A 21,418-nucleotide genomic window follows, 5' to 3' on the forward strand; every position below is an offset into this window, starting at 1 on the left:
ACTGAGCTCAATCCCACTTCACATCGCAGGTCAGCATGTAACCGGACCCGTAAATCGTCCGGATGTGCGCAGGGCCGTCTTTCCTGTTCAGTTTCTTGCGGATACGCGAAATGCGAACGTCGATGGACCGGTCGAGGCTTTCATCGCGGCCGCCGTGTTCAAGTAGGTAATCCCGGGTGAGTACCCGCTTTGGTGCTCGCAATAGTGCCTCCAGGAGTGTTGCTTCCCCGGTCGACAGAAAGGTTTCCTCCCCCTCCGGAGATGTTAGGCAGTGGGAAGACGGTATGTAACTCCAGTCTGCAAAGCACGCGGTTTCTTCTTTCTTGGCAGCGCGGATCGGTTCGCCCCCCAATCTTCGGAGAATGGACCGGATCCGTGCCACGACTTCCCTCGGGTCGAACGGTTTGACCACGTAGTCGTCCGCGCCGAGTTCCAAACCGAGGACCCGGTCCGTGGCATGTGCACGCGCGGACAAGACAATGATTGGCACGGACGAGTGCCGGCGAATCTCATTGATCAAGGCCATGCCCTCCATGTCCGGGAGGCCAAGGTCAACAATACAAGCGTCTGGTGTTTCTGCCTCAAGAGCGGCCAGCATCTGCGCTGCAGTTGAAAATACCTCACCTTCCATATCGAAGGGTTGCATCGCCTCAATCAACAGACGACCGATTTCCGGTTCGTCATCGACGATGAATGCGCGGGTCTTTCCCGTTGCCAAAGGCTTTGAGTGCGAAGAGCGTTCTGATGTCATGGTTGCAGTATTTTGCGGAGTGTTTCCGCGAGTTGGTAGTCGTTAAAAGGTTTAGCTAAAACAGGAAATTCGCAACTGCTGTTGTTGTCTGCGAGTGCCGACCAATCCGCATACCCAGTCATTAAAGCGATCCCCAACTCTGGCCGGTTCTGGCGTATTTCACGGGCAAGCTTCAAACCGTTGGTTTGCCCTGGCATGATGATGTCACTCAAAACTGCACGCAGCTCCGGCAGGTCCAGCGCGAGTTGACGGGCATCTTCCGCATTTTCCGCCTTCAATATCGCGAACCCGAGGTTCTGCAGCTGATCAGCGATGGTTTCGCTCACATCCGGATCATCCTCGATCAGCAGAAGCAGTTCTCCTGAGCCGTATTTTAGGGATGCTTTGTCTTCGCTTTCGCCGATGTCACCCGCGTCTTGCAGCCTGACAAGCGGCAAGTAGATTGTAAGTGCGGTGCCTTCTCCCAGCTTGCTGCGTACTTGAATCGCACCGCCGGACTGCTGAATGAAGCCATAAACCATTGATAGACCCAACCCGCTGCCAGTGCCGAAAGCCTTGGTCGTAAAAAAGGGTTCAAAGATTTTGAGTTGGCTGTCTTCATCCATACCGCTGCCTGTATCAGCAACGGTTATCGCGGCATATTCTCCCGCCGGCACCGACAATTCTTGAGCTTGTTGAGAACCCAGATCAGTTGCCTTTAAACCGATGGAGAGTGAGCCACCATTCGGCATCGCATCCCGCGCGTTGAAGGCCATATTGATGAACGTCGTTTCCATCTGGGTCGGATCGATCAATGCGCCAATGCTGCGATCTTCGGCATCTATGGTAAGTGAGATGGAAGATGGTAGGGAGCCTTCAAGCAGTCGCGCCGCTGACCCGATCACATCGGCGACCGGAACCCTTTGCGGATCGACCGGCTTGCCACGGCTGAAGGCCAATAGGCGCTGGATCAGGTCAGATCCACGTTTAGCGGCTTCCAGCATCGGGGTGACCTTGCTGTCGAGCGCTTCCTTACCAACAGGTGTTTCCATCCGGCCAAGCGTAAGAAGATTGCCCATCATAATGGCCAGGAGATTGTTGAAGTCGTGCGCCAATCCCCCGGTCAGTTTGCCGACGGCATCCATTCGCTGGGATTGGACCAGCGCCGCTTCCGCTGCTTTTTGATCGCTGGCATCAAGGGACAAAACGAATATTCCGAGAGTCCGCCCGTCAACAGTCATGTCGGGGATGAGCGTCGATCGCATATAGGCCATCGTGCCATCCAGGCGTTCCCTTTGATACTCATAGCTGACCGCATTGCCCTCAAAGGCGCGATTGATATGCGGTTCAAGCTCTGCAAACAGCTCGTCGCCCACAATATCCCGCGCTGGACGCCCAGCAATTGAGACGATGGAATGGCCGAACCAGTCCGCATATCTGCGGTTTGCAAACCTGAAAACCGGCCCTGGCGAAAGGTACGCAATGAGGGCCGGGATGTTGTCCGTCACAAGACGCAGCCAGTCCTCACTCTGCTGTAAGGCGTGCGTTCTTTCTTCGACAGTTCGTTCGAGTTTCTCCTGCCGCTGACGTTCTTCGGTGACATCCGAGTAAATCGTCACGAACCCGCCTTGGGGGAGGGGCGTCCCGGAAACCGCAATGATCTGACCGTTTGGGCGGATGCGTTCGAAATAATGCGGCTCGAAAAGCTTGGCGCGTTCGATCCGGCGTTCAATCTTGGCTTCGATGTCTCCCGGGCCATATTCGCCCCGTTCGGCATTTACGCGAATAAAATCTTGCAGGTGAGAACCGCGCCGCACAATGCTCTCCGGCATGTCCAGCATGTCGTACAATCCGCGGTTCCAAGCGACCAGGCGAAGGTCGCTGTCAAAGACGGTAAACCCCTGATTTATATGATCAAGAGCCGCCTGCAGCAGGTCGATCTGCGCTTTGAGTTGTTTGGTCTCCTCCATATCCGAACAGTAAGGTGCGATGGAGGCTTTGGCTACTGCCTTGTTTCGCACCCGCAGCGAACTTGCAACATTTCGATAAGATTTGAACATACTGCTGCAAACCACCCGAATTAGCGTGAAGGCGTTGGAAGTGGAACAAGCCTTTGTCCGTTCGACAAACCAGATTCTGGTTGAATGGGATGGCACTAGGTAGTTTCATATCCAGCATGAGAACGACCTCGGATAACCGGGGCGCCTTCTAAGGGAAGAAACATCTATGGTAGGGTCGGCCAGCGCTGGACAGCGCGCGGAGGACACCTTTCCGAAAATCCTTCTAAGCAATGGGAAGGTATTCGGATCTCGGACGGCGTTCCGGGAAAAAGATCGGGGGATCTGGCAAAGCTGGACCTGGTCTGAGGTGCTTGATGAAATCCGTGCTTTTTCAATCGGACTTCAGTCATTGGGTCTGAAACCCAAGGACAAGATCGCTATTGTCGGGGCCAACAGGCCGCGCCTGTACTGGTCGATGGTAGCCGCGCAGGCCCTCGGCGCGGTGCCAGTGCCGGTCTATTCCGATTCTGTTGCGGAAGAGATGGCATATGTCCTCGGCCACGCGGAAGTGCGGTTCGCGGTGGTCGAAGATCAGGAGCAAGTCGATAAGCTGCTCAGCATGGGCGATGAAGTTCCGTCGCTGGAGCATCTCATTTATGACGATCCTCGTGGCTTGCGCGACTATCAGCAGGATCATCTGCACTTCTTCGACACGGTTCAGGAAATCGGCCGGAAACAGTTGTCTGAGAACTCCGGCCTGGAAGCCGAATGGGTCAACGGGTTCTCAGGGTATCAAGGCAGCGACATTGCGGTGATGTTGTACACCTCCGGAACCACTGGGCGTCCGAAGGGGGTCATGCTTTCGTTTGACAACTTGGTAATATCGGCACGCAACGGAAATGCGTTCGATAACCTCGATGAGACGGAAGAGGTTCTGGCCTATCTACCGATGGCCTGGATTGGCGATCACGTGTTTTCGCTCGCGCAGGCATTTACGGCCGGATATTGCGTGAACTGCCCGGAAAGCATGGACACGATCGATACAGATCGCCTCGAAATCGCGCCAACATATTTCTTCGCCCCGCCGCGCGTCTATGAAAATCTGCTGACCCGGATCATGGTCCAGATGGAAGACGCCGGTAAATTCAAGAAAAAGATGTTTGACTATTTCATGGGTGTTGCCCGGAAAGTCGGCGAGAAAATCTTGAACGGTGAGCAGGTCTCGTTTGGCGACCGTCTTCTTTATAACATCGGCGAGTTCTGCGTTTACGGCCCTCTCAAAAACCGCATGGGTCTAACACGCTTGAAAGTTGGCTACACTGCAGGTGAAGCGATTGGTCCGGAGATCTTCCAGTTCTTCCGCTCACTGGGGCTGAACCTCAAGCAGCTTTATGGCCAGACCGAAGCCAGCGTTTACATCACCCTTCAGCCGGACGGTGAGATCTATGGTGACACGGTGGGTAAACCGGCACCGGATGTTGAGATCAAAATTGCCGACAACGGCGAAGTCATGTACCGCTCACCCGGCGTATTCGTCGGCTATTTCAAGAACGATGAGGCGACAGCCAGCACCAAGACACCAGACGGCTGGGTGCACACGGGCGACGCCGGCATTATTGCAGACAACGGACATCTCAAGATCATCGATCGGGCCAAGGACGTCGGCAAACTCAATGACGGAGCTTTGTTCGCTCCAAAATACATCGAGAACAAGCTGAAGTTCTTCCCGAACATCAAAGAGGCGGTTGCCTTCGGTCATGAGCGGGACATGGTGACGGTGTTCATCAACATCGATTTGACTTCGGTCGGGTCGTGGGCTGAACGGAACAACGTCAACTATGCGTCTTACCAGGAACTGGCGTCCAACCCTGAAGTCTATGCGATGATCGAAAGTCACGTAGATCAGGTCAACCGAGACCTTGCCGGCGAACCGATGATGGCGGGTGCTCAGATCAAGCGTTTCCTCGTCCTGCACAAGGAACTTGACGCTGATGATGGCGAATTGACACGGACGCAGAAGGTTCGCCGGTCGTTCATCGCAGACCGGTATGCCCCGTTGATCGAGGCGCTCTATGACGGGTCGACCAGCAAACACGTGCGTACAGAAGTCACCTTCGAAGACGGGCGCAAGGGCGCCATTGAGGCGACTGTCGAAATTCGCGACATGAAGATCTACGAGCCCGGAGCAGGGTTCCAGGAGGCAGCCGAATGAATGCTCTAGTCTCAGAGAAAGTACTTTCTCCGGCTGTCGCTGGAGCACCTGCTGCGGGTGAAGAGCTCCTGCGCGTGGACAACGTGTCCCTGTCGTTCGGCGGTGTGAAAGCGATCACCAACATCTCTTTCGACATCCTGAAAGGGGAAATCCGCGCCATCATCGGTCCGAACGGGGCCGGCAAGACCTCAATGTTGAACGTTATCAATGGGTTCTACCATCCCCAGGAAGGCACAATTACCTGGCAAGGCAAAGTGCGCCGGAAGATGAAACCGTATGAGGCGGCCAGCAATGGCATCGCCCGGACCTTCCAAAACGTTGCGCTGTTCAAAGGAATGACGACGCTGGACAACATCATGTCCGGCCGGTCCTTGAAGATGCACAAGAACTTCTTCTGGCAGATGCTCTGGCGAGGTCCGGCAGAAGCGGAAGAAATCGAGCACCGCAAGAAGGTCGAGGACATTATCGATTTCCTTGAGATCCAGGCGATCCGTAAAACCCCTGTCGGCCGTTTGCCATACGGCCTTCAAAAGCGGGTTGAGCTTGGCCGCGCGCTTGCCATGGAACCGGATCTTCTACTCCTGGACGAGCCGATGGCCGGCATGAACTTGGAAGAAAAAGAAGACATGAGCCGCTTCATCATCGATGTGAATCAGGAATTTGGAACAACCATCGCCCTGATTGAACACGATATGGGTGTTGTCATGGATCTCTCCGACCGTGTTGTCGTGCTCGACTACGGCAAGAAGATCGCGGACGGTCCTCCCGAGGAAGTTCAGGCCAGCCAGGCCGTTATCGACGCTTATCTCGGTGTGAGCCACTAACGGGGGGAACCAAATGCTCTACGATATTTTCATTGATCCCTTCGTCCAGATGTACCAGATGCCGAACTTTTTCCTGCAGGTGCTTTGGGAAGGATTTGTTGCCGGGATCCTGTATGCGCTTATTGCATTGGGTTTCGTATTGATCTTTAAGGCCTCCGGAGTATTCAACTTCGCCCAGGGTATCATGGTGGTGTTTGCCGGTCTGACACTCGTGGGGCTCCATGAAAATGGTGTTCCGGCGTATCTGGCGTTGTTGCTGACCATCGGTGTCATGGGTGTATTGGCCTATAGTGTGGAACGGGTCGTGATGCGCCCGCTCGTCAATCAGCCGGACATCATCTTGCTGATGGCGACCATTGGCCTGACCTACTTCCTGATTGGGTTTGGTGAATTTGTCTTCGGTGGTGAGCCGAAACAGATGATCACTCAGGAACTTGGCCTGCCAACCGGCTCAACGGCATTCGAATTTGGTGAACGCGGTCTGGTTATCCTGCAGCACATCGATATTGCGGCGGCCGTGATCGCGGTCATCATGGTGGCGTCGCTCGGGATCTTCTTCAACAAGACGCGTATTGGCCGGGCCTTGCGTGCTGTTGCCGATGATCACCAGGCAGCGCTTTCTGTCGGCATTTCGCTTAATCAAATTTGGGCAATTGTCTGGTTCGCAGCAGGCTTGGTTGCGCTAGCAACGGGGATCATGTGGGGCGCGCGCTCCGACGTCTCCTTCGCGCTTGAAATCGTCGCCTTCAAGGCCTTGCCGGTCTTGATCCTCGGGGGCTTTACCTCGATCCCGGGCGCGATTGTTGGCGGCCTTATCATCGGGTTCGGCGAAAAGATCGGTGAACTTTACTGGGGTGGTCTTGTCGGCGGCGGCATTGAGTCGTGGCTCGCCTACATCATCGCACTCATTTTCCTGCTGTTCCGGCCTCAAGGGCTGTTCGGCGAAAAGATCATCGAGCGGGTTTGACACCATGTTTTATCGCGAAGCTGGCCAATTCAAAACAAGTTACCAGGCGGACCAGGCGCTTATGCCGATCCGTCAGGACCGGATCGGTCTTGCGGCAATCCTGCTGATCGCATTTGTCGCCATTCCGTTCTTTGCCAACGACTTCTTTCTGACGTCCATCATGATCCCGTTCCTGGTGTTTTCGCTGGCGGCGATCGGGCTGAACGTTCTGACAGGGTTCTGTGGGCAGTTGTCACTCGGTACCGGGGCCTTCATGGGTGTCGGAGCCTATGCTGCCTACAAACTGACAACCATCTTCCCGGACGCCAACGTCATTTTGATGGTGTTGTTGTCCGGTGTGTTCTCCGCCGGGGTTGGCGCAATCTTTGGTCTTCCGAGCTTGCGTATCAAAGGCCTCTACTTGGCCGTGACCACACTGGCGGCCCAGTTCTTTCTGGAATGGTGCTTCATCCGCATTGGGTGGCTCTACAACTACAATGCGTCCGGAGCGATCGAAATCCCGCACCGTGAAGCCTTCGGTGTCGTTGTCTCAGGCGCGGAATCGTCTCCACTGGTGCGTTACTTCATCGTTCTGACAATCACCGTCGGCATTGCAATGTTGATGGCGAACGTCTTGCGCGGCCGGATCGGACGGTCCTGGATGATGATCCGCGACATGGACATCGCCGCGGAACTGATGGGCATCCGCCCCTTGCAAACCAAGCTGTGGCCTTTGCCGTGTCGTCTTACATCTGCGGTGTTGCAGGTGCGATGATGGTGTTCTTCTGGCTCAACGCGGCTGAGCCGTCATCCTACTCCATCCAGCTGTCCTTCCAGGTGCTGTTCATGGTGATCTTGGGTGGCTTGGGCAGCCTTGCAGGCGCCTTCATGGGCGCAGCGTTCATCTGGATCCTGCCGGTCTTCCTGAAGTTCATTCCGGGTGTTCTCGGATTTGACGTGGCAGCAGAAGCGGTCGAGCATGTCACCTTCATGATCGTCGGTGCATTGATCATCTTCTTCCTGATCGTCGAGCCGCACGGGTTTGCCCGGCTGTGGCAGATCGGGAAACAAAAGCTCAGGGTCTGGCCGTTCCCGTACTAAGGCGGCCAGCCTTATACCCGCCATCCGGACTTGGACCAGTCCGGGGAGGAATGGCGTCACTGGTCTGGCGGTACCGGATCGTCCGGTCCGCATGGGAGGAGTACAAAATGAACTTCAAGCAACTTGCTCTGGGAACAGCTGTTGCCGTCGGTGTGGGCTTGTCGGGTGCTATGACGCCTGTCGCCCAGGCCGAAGACACCAACTATGTTCCGCTGCTGACTTACCGGACCGGTCCGTTTGCAGCTTCAGGCATTCACATCGCCAACGGCATGCACGACTACCTGAAAATGCTCAATGAGCGCGATGGTGGTATCGGCGGTGTCAAGCTGGCCCTCGAAGAGTGCGAAACCGGCTACAACGCGCAAAAAGGCGTGGAGTGCTACGAAGCGACCAAAGGCAAAGGCGCGCTGGTCTATAACCCGTATTCAACGGGCATCACGCTCCAGCTGATCCCGAAGGCCAGCGTTGACAAGATTCCGGTTCTCTCCATGGGTTACGGTCTGTCTGCGGCCGCAGATGGCAACACATTCCCTTGGGTCTTCAATGTGCCGGACACATACTGGGACGGTGCTTCCGTGGTCATCAAATACATTGGTGAACAGGAAGGTGGGCTGGACAATCTGAACGGCAAAAAGATCGGTTACATCTTCCTGGATGCCGGCTACGGCCGTGAGCCGATCCCGCTTCTGGAACAGCTCGCAGAAAAGCATGGCTTTGAACTCCTGAAGTACCCGGTTGGTCTTAAGGAAATGCAGAACCAGTCCTCACAGTGGCTGAACGTGCGCCGTGACCGTCCGGACTACATGATCATGTGGGGCTGGGGCGCAATGAACCCGACCGCGATCAAGGAAGCCGTCAAGATACGTTACCCGATGGACAAGTTCATTGGTGTGTGGTGGTCCGCAGGCGATGACGATGCGGCTGCAGGCGGTCAGGACGCTAAAGGCTACAAGGCTCTGAACTTCTCTGGCGTTGGCCGTGACTTCCCGGCTCTGGATGACATTCAGAAGTATGTCATTGACGCAGGTCTGTCTTCCACGGACGGCGAGACACTGGGTCAGACGCTCTACAACCGTGGTGTCTTGAACTCCGTGATCGTTGCCGAAGGCATTCGTACTGCTCAGGAACTGACCGGCAAGAAAGTGATCACCGGTGAAGATATGCGGATGGGTCTGGAAGCCTTGAACCTTGACGAAGCTCGTCTTGCGGAACTTGGCCTTAAAGGTTTTGCACATCCGATGAAGGTGACCTGTGAAGACCACTCCGGAAGCCATCCTGTGTTCGTTCAAGAGTGGACCGGCACAAAGTGGCAGCAGGCATCTGGCTGGATTGAACCGATGACCGACGTCGTTCGTCCGCTTATCGAAGCTGCGGCCAAAGAATACGCAGAGAAAAACGCTCCGTGGCCTGCACGGACTGAACCCTGCCCGAACTGATTGGCAGCCCGCTCCGCCGCACCACTGCGGCGGAGCCTCTCAGGAGAGGACGGAATGGCTTTATTGGATGTAGAAACGCCGAACACGGAGGCTGCCGCTGAGCCGGCTGAAACGATCCTGTCGGTCAACAATATCGAAGTGATTTATGACCACGTGATCCTGGTGCTTAAGGGCGTGTCCCTGACTGTGCCGAAGGGTGGGATCGTGGCTCTGCTCGGGGCGAACGGCGCCGGCAAATCAACCACATTGAAGGCCATATCCAATCTGCTCGGCGCTGAGCGCGGAGATGTGACAAAGGGCAAGATCCTGTTTGAAGGGGAAGAAGTTCAAGCGCTGTCTCCAAATGATCTGGTCCGCCGCGGGTGCATTCAGGTCATGGAAGGCCGGCACTGCTTTGGTCACCTTTCAATTGAAGAAAACCTGCTGACAGGTGCTTACACCCGCAAGGACGGGCACGCTGCGGTCAAGGCAGATCTGGAGATGGTTTATGACTATTTCCCCCGTTTGAGAGAACGCCGCCAGAGCCAGGCGGGGTACACCTCAGGCGGTGAGCAGCAGATGTGCGCCATTGGCCGGGCCCTGATGAGCCGGCCGAAGATGATCCTGCTGGATGAACCGAGCATGGGCCTTGCGCCGCAGCTCGTGGAAGAGATTTTCGAAATTGTTCGCAAGCTCAACCAAAACGAAGGTGTTTCCTTCCTCTTGGCTGAGCAGAACACTAACGTTGCGCTCAAATACGCAACCTACGGCTATATTATGGAATCCGGACGGATTGTTCTTGATGGGGCTGGGAAATCCCTTCTGGAGAACGAAGACGTCAAGGAATTCTACCTTGGTGTTGGCGGCGAAGGACGCCGCTCCTTCAAGGACGTCAAACACTACAAACGAAGAAAGCGCTGGCTGGCCTAAACAAGGGCTTACAGGCGGAGACGACCATGAGCAATCAACCATATGAAGCGCGCGAGCAGCAAAGCCCTGCTCAGCGCGAACAGGAGCTCTTTGCCCGGCTACCGGAGCAACTGAGTGGCGCCATGCAGTCTGCCCCAGGGTGGGCGGCGCAATTGAATGGTGTCGATGCGCATTCCGTGACAGACCGTGCGGCGCTTGCAAAACTACCGGTCTTGCGCAAATCCGAGATGCTCGAGAAGCAGAAAGCGGCTCCTCCGTTTGGTGGCTTCCTATCGCAAAACGGTGTCACGGCCGCGCGCGTTTTCATGTCGCCTGGACCGATCTGGGAACCTCAAGCACCCGGTCTGGATCCGTGGAACGGGGCGCGGGCGTTGCACGCTGCAGGCTTCAAGATGGGTGATACCATTCTCAACGCCTTCTCTTACCATTTGACACCTGGCGGCTTCATCCTGGATCAGGCTGCGATTGCGATGGGCTGCTCTGTGTTTCCTGCCGGTGTTGGCAACACGGATATGCAAGTGGAAGCGATTGAAGTATTGAAGCCGACCGGTTTCACGGGAACACCAGACTACCTCAAGGTTCTCCTCGACCGTGGGGCAGAGCAGGGCCGGGACATGTCCTCCATCAAGGTTGCGCTGGTCTCCGGCGGAGCTTTGTTCCCGGCCTTGCGTGAGGAATATGCATCCAAAGGCATATCCGTTGCGCAGTGTTATGCGACGGCTGACCTTGGTGTCATTGCTTATGAGACCGAAGCGCGCGAAGGCATGGTGGTCAATGAGGACTATATTGTTGAGATCGTGCGCCCGGGAACCGGAGAGCCGGTTGCCGATGGCGAAGTCGGTGAGCTTGTGGTCACCAACTTCAACCCCCTCTACCCCTTGATCCGGTTTGGAACCGGGGACCTGTCGATGGTTATGCCTGGTCAGTCGCCCTGCGGGCGGACCAACATGCGGCTGGCCGGGTGGATGGGACGGGCCGATCAGCGGACCAAAATTAAAGGTATGTTCGTCGACCCGTCCCAAATCGCCCAAATCCTCAGTAGCCACCCGGAAGTCAAGAAAGCGCGCTTGTCTGTCAGCCGTGCAGGGGCCAGTGATGCCATGAAGCTGTCTGTCGAGACGGAGGTTATGGGCAACGGGCTTGCTGAGCGTGTTGCAGATACCCTGCGGGATGTAACCCGTTTGAAGGGAGATGTGGAACTTGTGTCTCCTGGGACGCTGCCGAACGACGGGAAGGTCATCGCTGACGAACGCGACTACGGCTAAGGCTGCCAGTCGCCTGGTGGGTCTCTGTTAAGAAAAGATCATCTGCGCCGGTGATGCCGCATTGGCCTTCCGCAGTCGTTGTCCTATGTATGGGCGAAAGTGACGCAAAGCGTAAGGGTAATAAAAGCAGATGAACGTTCAACCGACAGCTCCCATCCTCGATCAGGCGGCTGAGTTTCAAAAAGTCCGACTGCCTGAGGGACACCCGGATGTGAAAGCCGGTAAGGTCGGCGTCCTTCTTGTCAATCTCGGCACGCCGGATGCGACGGACTACTGGCCAATGCGCCGGTATCTTCGCGAGTTCTTGTCGGACAAACGCGTGATCGAATGGCCTAAGGCGATTTGGTATCCAATTCTCTATGGCATTGTTCTGATGACCCGCCCGGGGAAATCCGGCAAGGCCTATGAGGAAATCTGGAACCACGAAAAGAACGAGTCGCCCCTGCGCACCATTACCCGCAGCCAGTCGGACAAGCTCACTGAAATGCTGGGCGATGCCAATGGCCGGCTGAAAGTGGACTGGGCGATGCGCTATGGCCAGCCGTCAATCCCGGATAAGCTGAAAGCGCTGAAGGATACCGGCTGTGACCGGATTCTCGTGTTTCCGCTTTACCCGCAGTATTCGGCCACAACCACGGCCACTGTGAACGACGTTGTCTGCAAAACCCTGATCGACATGCGCTGGCAGCCGGCAATCCGAACTGTGCCACCCTATCATGATGATCCGATCTATGTGAACGCGCTGGCGAAATCGGTCGAGAGACATCTTGAAAGCCTGGATTTTGAGCCGGAAACGATCCTTACGTCCTACCACGGTATCCCGCAGTCCTATTTCAAGCGCGGCGATCCTTACCATTGCCACTGTATGAAAACGACGCGCCTGATGCGTGAGGTGCTGGGCATGGACGAAACGAAATTGCGAACCACGTTCCAGTCCCGTTTCGGGCCTGAAGAGTGGCTTCAACCCTACACCGACAAGACCGTAGAACAACTTGCCAAAGACGGCATGAAGAACATTGCGGTCATGAACCCTGGGTTCGTTTCGGATTGCCTTGAAACGCTCGAAGAAATCGCTGGCGAGGCTGGCGAGATCTTTGAAGAGGCCGGCGGCGAAAACTTCACTCATATCCCATGCCTCAACGACAGCGATCTGGGAATGGATGTTCTGAACACGATCGTTCGCCGCGAGCTCGGCGGTTGGATTTGATCTGAATTGGCAGTTGAAGTTCATCGGGCGTTGCGAACAGCAATGTCCGGTGTGTTGAGGCCGTCATAATCCAGCCAGGCTCAAGCGCCTAAGATCATTTTGAAGACAGTCACACCACGTTGACGCTGGGTGTTTCGTCTGGAACAACCCGACCTCACGTCGTAGTGTGTTGTCAGATAATGATTTTAGGAGGCTGAAATGCCTATTGCCGGATTTGATATTGTTTTGATCGGCGTACTTTTGCTGGTCATCCTTGTGTTCTTTGCCGGGGTCAAAACAGTCCCGCAAGGATACAATTACACGATTGAGCGTTTTGGACGGTACCGCAAGACACTGACCCCGGGACTGAACTTCATCATCCCGTTCATCGACCGGATCGGTCACAAGCTGAACATGATGGAGCAGGTCCTGGATGTTCCCTCGCAAGAGGTGATTACCCGCGACAACGCGACTGTTACAGCCGATGGTGTCACGTTTTATCAAGTCCTTGATGCCGCCCGGGCAGCCTATGAAGTTCTGGGTCTGCAGAACGCGATCCTCAACCTTACCATGACCAATATTCGGTCCGTCATGGGATCGATGGATCTTGATAATCTCCTTTCAAATCGTGATGAGATTAACGCGAAGATCTTGCGAGTGGTCGATGCCGCCGCTGAGCCATGGGGTGTGAAAATCACCCGCATCGAGATCAAGGACATCAACCCGCCGCGGGATCTGGTCGACGCGATGGCGCGGCAGATGAAGGCAGAACGTGACAAGCGGGCATCCATTCTTGAGGCTGAAGGTAAACGTCAGTCTGAAATCCTGAAGGCGGAAGGCGAGAAGCAATCGCTGATCCTTGAAGCCGAAGGCCGCCGGGAATCCGCGTTCCGGGATGCTGAAGCTCGCGAGCGGGAGGCGGAAGCCGAGGCCAAGGCGACGCAGATGGTCAGTGAGGCGATTGCAACAGGTGATGTGCAGGCGATCAACTACTTCGTTGCGAACAAATACGTTGAAGCCTTTACGGCACTGGCAACGTCCCGCAACCAAAAGACCCTCATCTTGCCAATGGAGGCAACATCTTTGCTCGGATCGTTGAGTGGCATTGGTGAGATCGCCAAGGAAGCTTTTGGTGATAGTCACAAGCCGCAACGGTCATCGTCACGGGTTCCGGTCACAGGAACAACGCCCGGAGAGGAGCAATGAGCCTCACTGAGAGCATCATCCAGGCTCTGGGGTCCTGGAGCTGGGTGGTCCTGGGGTTGATACTTCTGGGGCTGGAAATCCTGGCTCCAGGCACCGTCTTTCTATGGTTTGGACTGTCTGCAATTGTCGTGGGGGTTGTTGCGCTGCTGTTCGACTTCAGCTGGCAGGTGCATGTCGGCCTATTTGTCGTCCTCTCCATTGTCAGCTTGCTGATAGGGCGCAAGCTGATGTTAAAAGCGGCGTCTGAGACCGGAGATCCGGGGCTCAACAAGCGGGGCAGCCGCTACATCGGACGGGAATTCACGCTAACAACACCCTTGAGTGAAGGCGCCGGAAAGCTGTCAATTGATGATACGATTTGGCGGATCTCTGGCCCGGATATGCCCGCCGGAACCAAAGTCCGCGTCGAGGGGGTCGATGGTGCCCGTTTGGTCGTTTCCGATGTCAGCGAAGGAAAAGCGCTGTAATCGTAGTTGAAACCAGAAGATGTCTTAGAGCTTGTGACCGGGCGGAATTGGTGGTTCTTCGGCCATCAACAGAATGCCAACACGCCGGTTGGCCGCCAGATAAGGATCGTTCGGGAACAATGGTTCTGTATCCGACTTTCCAACCACCGAATAGAATTGCCCGTCTGGCACACCATACTCTGAGAGGATCTGACGGGCGACATTGGCGCGCTCCGTCGACAGGTCCCATCCGGTGTAACTGGGGTCAACCGTGGCTGCACCTGCCGTTGTGTGTCCGGTGATCTCGATCCGGTTGGGCATGCGGGCGAGCACGGGTGCCATCTTGGAAATCAGCCGGCGCGTTGTTTCGTAAGGATATTTCGACCCTTCACGGAACATGGACCGGCCATCCTGATCAACCAGCATGATGTTGAGACCCTCCTCGGTCTCTTCCAGAATGATGTTGGTTGAGACTTCCGTGATTTCCGGCATTTCCTGCCAGGCCTGCCGAAGGGAGGCCGCTGCGGTTGCGAATTGACGCGGCTTTTCGATTTCCGCTTCCATCGTGTCGTGCGTGTTGGCTTCCGGGCCTTGTTTGCGGCGCTTTTCGTGCCGCTCTTGCGCAAAGTCTGAATCCAGTTCCTGCTCTACCTGGCTGATGTCCTTCATGTAGTCGCGGATCGGAATACCCTCGACCTCGATTATCCCGGTACGGCGGGAGTTTTCCTTCACCCCGAAGGCCTCGCGCATGGAGCCCGCGACAACCTGCAGCTTTTCCTTGTCCTGAATGGAAAACGAAATGATCAGAACGAAGAAACACACAAGGAGCGACATCAGATCGGCGAACGTCACCAGCCAATCGGGTGCGCCTCCTCCTCCTTGTGGTTTTTTCCTGGCCATTGCTCGTTACTCGCCTCGATCGCTGTTAGGCTGCTTCGGCCAGATCGGCCCGGGCTTTTTCGGGCAGATAGGCGACGAGCATTTCTTTGATCAGTGCCGGGCTCTTGGATTCGCGGATTTGGCACACGCCGTCGATGATTAGGGTCTGGTTCAGTTCATCGACATCAAACTTCGCATCAAGCTTGTCCACCATTGGCAAACACAAGATGTTTGAAATCAATGCGCCATAGAGCGTTGTCAAAAGAGCAACCGCCATGGACGGGCCGATCGCGGCTGGATCGTCCATGTTCGCAAGCATCTGGACGAGACCGACCAGCGTACCGATCATGCCGAAGGCCGGTGCTGAATCGCCAAGAGCTTTCATCACACGTTTGCCCTCCGACAAACGCGTCAGTTGCAGATCGCGCTCGCGCTCCATCGCTTCCTTGATGAATTCCAGCTCGTATCCATCGGCGATGTATTGAACACCTTTGGCCAGGACCGGATCTGAAACGTCGACATTTTCCAGACCAAGCGGGCCGGACTTGCGGACAATTTCGCCCAAGTTCGTAATCTCAGAAATGAGGTCCCGGTGGCTGGCGCCTTTCCCGGACAGAGCAACCTTAAAGGCGGTTGCAAACGCCGCTGCGATATCCGAAACCTGAAAACGGATAAGGGTTGCGGCAAGGCCGCCTCCGATAACGATCAAGACAGATGGAATATCGACGAATTGTCCAAAACTACCGCCAAGAAAAATAGCGGTTATGACAATGGCAAACGCACCGACAATTCCAAGTAGGGTCGCGAGATCCATACTACACACACCAAGGTCTCGGGCGATAAGCCCAGTCAAACTTGGGCTCAGTGTAGGCGCGCTATGGCTAATCAAATGCTAATGCCGCCACTAAAAATTTGCAGCACATAGAAAATGTCAGAATCTGTGATCAGCTTGTGAACGTGCGGATTATCGTTAGGCTGCACCCGCGCGAAGCAGGTCGTGCATGTGAACAATTCCGACCGGCCGGCCGTCTTCAACGACAAACACAGTCGTGATCGATGAGCTGTTCAGTAGCTCCAGGATCGAGGCTGACAGCGCCCCCGGATAAACGGTCTTCGGTCCGCGTGTCATGATATCGCCAGCCGTCTTTTCAAGGAGATTGGACGCCACATGACGGCGCAAATCTCCGTCGGTGATGATGCCCATCAACTGGTTCAACTCGTCAACGACACCGAGGACACCAAAGCCCTTTTGTGACATCACGACAATACCGTCGGTCATTGGTGTGGATGCCGGGACCAGCGGAAGCGACACACCAGAATGCATGATGTCTTTCGCCGTCTTGAGGCTGGCGCCAAGGCGTCCACCAGGGTGAAAGACCTTGTAGTCGTGAACAGTAAACCCGCGCCCCTCAAGAAGTGCCACCGTCAAAGCATCACCAAGTGCAAGCTGTAACAGCGCGGATGTTGTTGGTGCCAAGCCGTGCGGGCAGGCCTCTGCCACGCTCGGAAGTTTCAGGACGATGTCTGCGGCCTTGCCGAGCGTGCTGTCCTGCCGCGATGTGATGGCAACCAATGGAACTTTAAAGCGCCGGGTGTACGCCACAAGGCTTGCAAGTTCCTGTGTTTCACCCGACCAGGACAGCGCCAGGACAACGTCGTTCTGCGTGATCATTCCGAGATCGCCGTGGCTTGCCTCTGTGGCATGGACAAAAAACGCAGGTGTCCCAGTGGAGGCAAGGCTAGCCGCTATCTTGGTGCCGATGTGACCGCTCTTGCCGATGCCCGAGACAATGACACGCCCGGAAATGCCTTGGATTAGGCTGCAGGCTTTTTGGAAAGGCGCCGCAAGTCCGTCTTTCAGAGCCGCGCGCAGCGCGCTCAGTCCAGCCATCTCCGTTTCCAGGGCCCGCTCAGCGGAAACGATATACTCCATGTGCAGCTCTGCGTTTTCCGAAGTGTTGGGGTCTTGAACTGGGCTGGTCATGGATCGCGGTCTTTCTTGCTTTTCGGCGCTAGCATTAGGCCACCGCAGGCTTTCGTTCAAGAACCTGTTTATTTTATGTCCATAACCCGCGGCTATGGTTAATCAGCTTTGGCATTTTGCAATATGGAAACGAAGCATTAACCATCCTTCGTCAGTTTGAGCGGGTATAACTTGACCGTTTTCTGGCTCTGAATGACCCGTTTATTGACATGCCTCACCTGCTTGGCGCTTACCCTGGCGCATGCTGAACCGCTGTTCGCTCAGACGGCGGTGTCCGGTCTGCGTGGTTCCGATGATCCTGGACGCGCAGGTGCTGCCGATGATGATGGCCGGGAAGAAGCAGAAACGCCTGCAGGTGTTAACCCGACGCAATCCAATGTTTTTGCCCTACGCCCCTCGGTCAATATCGCAGAGGAAGAGGATGGATCGACGGGCCTCGGCGCAGCCGGACGTGTTCAACCAGTGCGACCATTTTCTGACCGGATAACGGCCGTAACAAGGGCGGTTCCCCTTGCGCAGGGCGGGATCGACGATACCGTCTTCGGCGGCGATACGACGTTTGATGCGGCAGAGGGGATCCGGCTGGGCTCCTTCATTTTGACACCGCAATTGACCCTCACCGCCGGCTATACGGACAATACCTCAAGATCAGCTACAGGTCGGGCGGGTAGTCTTTACAGAATTGCACCGGACATAGCTCTGACATCGGATTGGGTGCGGCATCAGTTTGATGCTTCCTTGCGGGGCAGCTACATCGGTTATCCTGGCAATTCGGATGATGATGATGTTTTCGGGTCTGCCGCTGCAGGCCTGCGCCTCGACATTACAGAGGCAACTCGGGTTGATGCGGATATCAGCTACGGGATTAGCCGCGAGGAAGATGGGAGCGCCGAGTCGCTCGGCAACGATACGTTCATTCATGAAGGCAATATCGATCTGGGTGTTACGCGCAATGTGGGCCTTCTTGCAGCGACTGCAGCCGTCGGTGCAGACCGCACAGTTTACGATTCAGACAGCACCATAGAGAGCGGGCGTGACAACACCGTCTATTCAGCGAGTTTGAGGCTCGGCAGCAACACCGGAGGCATGTTGTCACCGTTTGCTCAGGGCTCGCTCCTTTTCCGCCGGTTCGACCAAACCTGCAGCGACAGTATCTGCGAAATCCGGGATGCAGACGGGTATGAGCTTCGTGGCGGTCTTGCCATTGCAGCCGGCCCGAAACTCGTCGGTGAAGTCAGCGCTGGTTGGCGTTTGGAAGACATTGAAGACAGCCGGTTGAAAAACCTGTCCGGGCTTGTGTTTGACGGATCATTGGTCTGGTCGCCAAGCCGCCTGACAACGCTCACAGCCGGTATTGGAACGAGTTTCGACGCAACGGATATCGACAATGCAAGCGGGTCCATTATCTACTCAGGGGATCTTCGTCTTGCGCATGCCTTCAGCGACCGGTGGGTAGGCGAGGCTGGGCTTGGTTACAGCTATCGGACATATGAAGGTGTTTCGATCGAGGAAAACACGCTGACCGGCTTTGGTGGAATGACATACGCGTTGACGCAAAACGTTGCGCTCACTGCAAATTACATTCATCGCCGCTTTGAGAGTTCCCAAGACGGTGGTGATTACACCGAAAACGCCATTGAAGCCGGCCTTCGTTTCCGGCATTAACTACACAGTAACCAAAAACAGATCATTTGGACGAGGTGGGGCGACACTACGGTTAGGGCATTAGGAGGCCCGTATGCGGAATATTTTTCGGCAATCGACACGTGTGATCGGCGGAATGCCTTCGGTTCTTTCCATCAAACCAATGCTGCGCAACAGCTTACGAGCGCTCGTCATCGCGGTTGGCAGTTTAAGTGCCAGTTCCGCCTTCGCTACGAACGGCGGGGCGTCCGATCCCGGTTTTACCCGCTTTATCAAGGATTTCTGGCCGACAGCCCGGTCTGCTGGCATCACCGCACAGACCTACAATGCGGTCTTCACGGGCATGCAGCCCGACAACGATACCATCCGCCTGATGAGCAAGCAGTCGGAGTTCGTAAAGCCGATTTGGGAATACCTCGATAGCGCAGTTTCCGATACCCGTGTCGAAAAGGGCCGTGAGCTTCTGATCGAGTACGATAGTGTCCTGCGCCAAATCGAAGCCCGCTACGGTGTCGACCGTGAGGCTGTGCTCGCCATTTGGGGCATGGAAACCAACTACGGCGGCTTCATGGGCCGCCACAACGTTATTCAGGCGCTTGCGACCCTGGCTTATGCCGCGCCGAGGCGGACAGACTTCTGGCGCAAAGAACTTGTAACGGCACTTGCGATCGTTCAGGCCGGACATGTGAAATTCTCTGAGATGGAAGGCTCCTGGGCAGGAGCAATGGGGCATACCCAGTTCATGCCGTCCAGCTGGAAAGCCTATTCGGCGGATTACAATGGCGATGGAAAGCGGGATATCTGGACCTCAATACCGGACGCTCTGGCGTCCACCGCCTACTATTTGAAACGCCATGGTTGGCAGACGGGCAAAACCTGGGGCTATGAAGTTCAGCTCCCGAACGGTTTTGACTACAATCTTGCAGATGGTGAGAAGACACTCACACTCGGTGAATGGCAGCGTTATGGCATCCGCCGGGTTAACGGCCGCGGGTTTCCCCGTCCATCCGACAACGGCATTCTTGTCCTGCCGGCCGGCGCCTCCGGCCCCGCCTTTCTGATGTTGCGCAATTTCTACGTGATCAAGCGGTATAACAATGCAACGGCTTATGCCCTGGCAGTTGGCCATCTGGCGGATCGTATTATTGGTGGTGGACCTCTGGCCGGAAACTGGTCGAAGGAACATCTTCCTCTGACACGGTCTGAAACGACAGAGTTGCAGGCGCTTTTAAATCAGAAGGGCTTTTCTGTTGGGGCTGCCGACGGCAAAGTTGGTCCGGCCACACGCCGGGGTATCCGGGCCTATCAGCGGTCAAAGGGGATGGTGCCGGATGGGCATCCGTCTGTTGTTTTGCTGGCGCACCTGAAAACAGGCCGCTAAACTGACCCCAACACGGATCGGTGTCGGGACGCGAACAGTGGCTTCCAAATCTTCACTTCGTCGTTTGACGCAGATGGCTCGGCCATCTGCGTTGTCGTTCGCACTTGCCCTGGCACTTCTTGTTAGTCCGGCTGAGCCAACTGGCTGGTTTCAAAGAGAGACCATAGCTGAAGAGCCGATAGTGCTTGCTCAGAACAATGGATTTCGGGGCTTCAACCCGTTCGCCCCAATTCAGCGTTTGTTTGGTGGTGGCCGTGAGAAAAAACGGCAAGCTCCAGTTCAGCAGGCTCCAAAAGTGGTTCGGCCTGCCGGCCTCCCGCCGCGTTTTGAGGAAGTGGAAAAAGACCCCGACGCCGGTCTGATCCTTGTGGTCGGAGACCGGATGGCACGGGGTGTGGCCGACGGTCTGCGATTTACGCTGGCGCAACAACCAAAAATCAAGGTTGAGGAAATCACCGAAGACCGGAAGGGTTTTGCAGGTGCAGAGCCGCCGGACTGGGCCACACGTACGCTCTCCCGTATTCGGGGCGCGGATGTTAAAGCTGTTGTCGTGATGATGGGCTGGCGCGACCGGAACGCAGAGTTTCCGGGTGAACCGCCAATTGAGTATATGACAGCGGAATGGCTTGAAACCTATCGAAACAAGGTGATGGCACTGGTTCGCAGTGTTCGGCAGGAGAAGCTTCCAATTGTCTGGGTGGGGTTGCCGCCCACCAATGATGAACTTCTCAATGGTGATTTCACCCAACTGAACTCTCTCTTTGCCGGGGCAGCGGAAGAGCGCCGTGTCCGATATGTTGATTTGTGGGATATCTTCCTCTCAGAGGATGGGGCATACACATCCTTCGGTCCCGATGTAGACGGTAAGAACACCCGCCTTCGGACCAATGACCGGATCGCATTTACCTGGGCCGGGTACCGGAAGGTTGCGTTTTTTGTCGAACGCGAGTTGTCGCGTCTTCTTGGCGGTTATGGTGGACTTGCGTTCGAAGGTGTCGAGGATGACCCCAATTTCATCGTCTTGACGGGCCGGACAACATCACCTGAAGGTTTTTTACTTGGCGGTGAGGACGATGCCGAAATTGACACCGGCAGCACGGCATACCGGTTCTTCGTTGAAGGCGAGCCACTTGAACCGGTCTCCGGTCGCGTTGATGATCCGCGAAGTTTCGGAAATGACAGCTTGTCTTCCTTGGTAGAGGCGGAAGCCGGAGATACATGAGTTTCTATTCCGCGTCAGATGTATGTTTCAACGCAACAAAAAAGCCG

General features: G+C 55.7%; 17 protein-coding genes and 1 pseudogene. 13 read left to right on the forward strand and 5 right to left on the reverse strand.

What is annotated here, in order from left to right; genetic code table 11:
• Positions 1-7: 7 nt before the first annotated feature.
• Both ACQY4Z_RS14740 and ACQY4Z_RS14745 read right to left on the reverse strand, forming a co-directional pair.
• Entirely contained in the window at positions 8-751 is a 744-nt protein-coding gene (locus tag ACQY4Z_RS14740) for a response regulator transcription factor (protein WP_409694451.1), read from the reverse strand.
• On the reverse strand, positions 748-2,790 hold the full coding sequence (locus ACQY4Z_RS14745; RefSeq protein ID WP_428522459.1) for a PAS-domain containing protein: 2,043 nt from the start codon (positions 2,788-2,790) through the stop codon (positions 748-750). Before ACQY4Z_RS14745 ends, ACQY4Z_RS14740 begins: the two co-directional genes overlap by 4 nt.
• A 166-nt stretch (positions 2,791-2,956) precedes the next feature.
• Between ACQY4Z_RS14745 and ACQY4Z_RS14750 the strand changes: the two genes are divergently transcribed.
• The 10 genes and pseudogenes from ACQY4Z_RS14750 to ACQY4Z_RS14795 all read left to right on the forward strand — a co-directional run bounded on the left by ACQY4Z_RS14750 (position 2,957) and on the right by ACQY4Z_RS14795 (position 14,282).
• Positions 2,957-4,942 carry an AMP-dependent synthetase/ligase gene (locus ACQY4Z_RS14750; RefSeq protein WP_428522461.1) on the forward strand — a complete coding sequence of 662 codons (1,986 nt, stop codon included), beginning with the start codon at positions 2,957-2,959 and terminating at the stop codon, positions 4,940-4,942.
• Positions 4,939-5,766 carry an ABC transporter ATP-binding protein gene (locus ACQY4Z_RS14755; RefSeq protein WP_428522463.1) on the forward strand — a complete coding sequence of 276 codons (828 nt, stop codon included), beginning with the start codon at positions 4,939-4,941 and terminating at the stop codon, positions 5,764-5,766. The genes ACQY4Z_RS14750 and ACQY4Z_RS14755 overlap by 4 nt, the downstream gene beginning before the upstream one ends.
• A 13-nt stretch (positions 5,767-5,779) precedes the next feature.
• Positions 5,780-6,733 carry a branched-chain amino acid ABC transporter permease gene (locus ACQY4Z_RS14760; protein ID WP_428522465.1) on the forward strand — a complete coding sequence of 318 codons (954 nt, stop codon included), beginning with the start codon at positions 5,780-5,782 and terminating at the stop codon, positions 6,731-6,733.
• Between the two features lie 4 nt (positions 6,734-6,737).
• Positions 6,738-7,813 (forward strand): annotated as a pseudogene (locus tag ACQY4Z_RS14765) (branched-chain amino acid ABC transporter permease).
• A 107-nt stretch (positions 7,814-7,920) separates the two neighbouring features.
• Complete coding sequence (locus ACQY4Z_RS14770) at positions 7,921-9,249, forward strand: ABC transporter substrate-binding protein (RefSeq protein WP_428522467.1); 1,329 nt, start codon at positions 7,921-7,923, stop codon at positions 9,247-9,249.
• Positions 9,250-9,303: 54 nt separating this feature from the next.
• Positions 9,304-10,158, forward strand: coding sequence for an ABC transporter ATP-binding protein (locus ACQY4Z_RS14775; protein WP_008196185.1), 855 nt, complete (start codon positions 9,304-9,306; stop codon positions 10,156-10,158).
• A 26-nt stretch (positions 10,159-10,184) separates the two neighbouring features.
• A complete protein-coding gene (locus tag ACQY4Z_RS14780) occupies positions 10,185-11,423 on the forward strand; it encodes a phenylacetate--CoA ligase family protein (RefSeq protein WP_428522469.1) in 1,239 nt (412 codons plus the stop codon).
• Between the two features lie 130 nt (positions 11,424-11,553).
• Positions 11,554-12,630, forward strand: coding sequence for a ferrochelatase (gene hemH, locus ACQY4Z_RS14785; protein WP_428522471.1), 1,077 nt, complete (start codon positions 11,554-11,556; stop codon positions 12,628-12,630).
• Positions 12,631-12,828: 198 nt separating this feature from the next.
• Positions 12,829-13,815, forward strand: coding sequence for an SPFH domain-containing protein (locus ACQY4Z_RS14790; RefSeq protein ID WP_428522473.1), 987 nt, complete (start codon positions 12,829-12,831; stop codon positions 13,813-13,815).
• Positions 13,812-14,282, forward strand: a complete 471-nt coding sequence (locus ACQY4Z_RS14795) for an NfeD family protein (RefSeq protein WP_428522475.1) — start codon at positions 13,812-13,814, stop codon at positions 14,280-14,282. Before ACQY4Z_RS14790 ends, ACQY4Z_RS14795 begins: the two co-directional genes overlap by 4 nt.
• 24 nt (positions 14,283-14,306) lie before the next feature.
• On the opposite strand, the gene ACQY4Z_RS14800 is transcribed toward ACQY4Z_RS14795, so the two are convergent.
• From ACQY4Z_RS14800 to ACQY4Z_RS14810, 3 genes are all read right to left on the reverse strand, one after another.
• The gene (locus ACQY4Z_RS14800) at positions 14,307-15,161 is read right to left on the reverse strand and encodes a flagellar motor protein MotB (protein ID WP_428522477.1); all 855 of its coding nucleotides are present in this window, start codon (positions 15,159-15,161) and stop codon (positions 14,307-14,309) included.
• A gap of 25 nt (positions 15,162-15,186) precedes the next feature.
• Positions 15,187-15,954 (reverse strand): motility protein A, encoded by a 768-nt coding sequence (locus ACQY4Z_RS14805; RefSeq protein WP_428522479.1) that lies wholly within the window; start codon positions 15,952-15,954, stop codon positions 15,187-15,189.
• A 156-nt stretch (positions 15,955-16,110) separates the two neighbouring features.
• A complete protein-coding gene (locus ACQY4Z_RS14810) occupies positions 16,111-17,124 on the reverse strand; it encodes a KpsF/GutQ family sugar-phosphate isomerase (protein ID WP_428522481.1) in 1,014 nt (337 codons plus the stop codon).
• A 192-nt stretch (positions 17,125-17,316) separates the two neighbouring features.
• Between ACQY4Z_RS14810 and ACQY4Z_RS14815 the strand changes: the two genes are divergently transcribed.
• From ACQY4Z_RS14815 to ACQY4Z_RS14825, 3 genes are all read left to right on the forward strand, one after another.
• Complete coding sequence (locus ACQY4Z_RS14815) at positions 17,317-18,789, forward strand: outer membrane beta-barrel protein (RefSeq protein WP_428522483.1); 1,473 nt, start codon at positions 17,317-17,319, stop codon at positions 18,787-18,789.
• Between the two features lie 73 nt (positions 18,790-18,862).
• The gene (locus ACQY4Z_RS14820; RefSeq protein WP_428522485.1) at positions 18,863-20,149 is read left to right on the forward strand and encodes a lytic murein transglycosylase; all 1,287 of its coding nucleotides are present in this window, start codon (positions 18,863-18,865) and stop codon (positions 20,147-20,149) included.
• Positions 20,150-20,186: 37 nt separating this feature from the next.
• Complete coding sequence (locus tag ACQY4Z_RS14825) at positions 20,187-21,371, forward strand: SGNH/GDSL hydrolase family protein (protein ID WP_428522487.1); 1,185 nt, start codon at positions 20,187-20,189, stop codon at positions 21,369-21,371.
• Positions 21,372-21,418 lie beyond the last annotated feature (47 nt).

Source organism: Roseibium sp., from assembly GCF_965276855.1.
Classification (GTDB): domain Bacteria; phylum Pseudomonadota; class Alphaproteobacteria; order Rhizobiales; family Stappiaceae; genus Roseibium.